Source organism: Kitasatospora sp. NPDC059747 (genome assembly GCF_042732955.1).
Classification (GTDB): domain Bacteria; phylum Actinomycetota; class Actinomycetes; order Streptomycetales; family Streptomycetaceae; genus Kitasatospora.
In genome coordinates this window covers 1-1,131 of sequence record NZ_JBHWGV010000289.1, presented here as the reverse complement: position 1 = coordinate 1,131, position 1,131 = coordinate 1, and the positions used below count along the sequence as shown (strand labels likewise).

Below are 1,131 nucleotides of genomic sequence, written 5' to 3'. Positions count from 1 at the left end.
GGGGGGGGGGCCAGCGCGGCCCCCCGGGCGCGCCCCCCCCCGCCCCCCCCGCGCGCGGCCGCCGGCCGTCCGGCCGGTGAATCGGCGCAGCCGAGCGCGCCGGACGCCCCCGACGGCTGGACCGCCCCCCGGGGCACCCTGCTCGTCACCGGCGGCACCGGTGCCCTCGGCGCCCATGTCGCCCGCTGGCTGGCTCGGGCCGGCGCCGAGCACCTCCTCCTCGTCGGCCGCCGTGGCTCCGGGGCCCCCGGCGCGCAGGAGCTGAGCGACGAGCTCGAAGGACTCGGCACCCGCGTCACCGTCGCCGCCTGCGACGTCGCCGACCGCGACGCGCTCGCCGCCCTCCTCGCCGCCGTGCCCGCCGAACACCCGCTCACCGGTGTCGTCCACGCCGCCGGCGTCCTCGACGACGGCGTCCTGGAGGGCCTCACGGCCGACCGCTTCGACGCGGTGCTCCGCGCCAAGGCGGTCTCCGCCAGCAACCTCCACGAGCTGACGGCCGGGTACGACCTCGCCCTGTTCGTCCTGTTCTCCTCGATCACCGGTGTCCTCGGCAACCCCGGCCAGGCCAACTACGCCGCCGCCAACGCCTACCTCGACGCCCTCGCCGAGCACCGCCGCGCCGCCGGACTGCCCGCCACCGCCGTCGCCTGGGGCCCGTGGGCCGGGGGCGGCATGGCGGGGGACCACCCGGGCCTCACCGGGCGGATGCGGCGCAGCGGGCTCGCCCCGATGGACCCGGAGCGGGCGGTCGCCGCGCTGCGCCGGGCCCTGCTCGCGGACGCGTCCGGCCTCACCGTGGCGGACGTCGACTGGAGCGCCCTCGCCCCCGTGCTCACCGCCGCCCGGCCGAGCGCGCTGATCGCGGACCTGCCGGAGGTGCGTCGTGCGGTGCCCGAGGGCATCGCCACGACGACCACGGGCTCCCCGCTGGCCGAGCAGCTGCGCGGCCGCGGTGCCGACGAGCAGGAGCGGCTGCTGCTGGAGCTCGTCCGCACGGAGGCCGCCGCCGTCCTCGGGCACGCCTCGACGGCGACCGTCGACGCCGCCCGGGCGTTCCGGGACCTCGGGTTCGACTCGCTGACCGCCGTCGAGCTGCGCAACCGCCTCACCGCCGCGACCGGTCTGCGC

1 protein-coding gene is annotated in these 1,131 nt (G+C 79.6%); it reads left to right on the top strand.

Features of this window, described 5'->3' with window-relative positions:
• A partial coding sequence (locus tag ACFV4G_RS43545; protein WP_380449221.1) for a beta-ketoacyl reductase occupies positions 1 to 1,131 on the top strand: 1,131 nt, incomplete at both ends.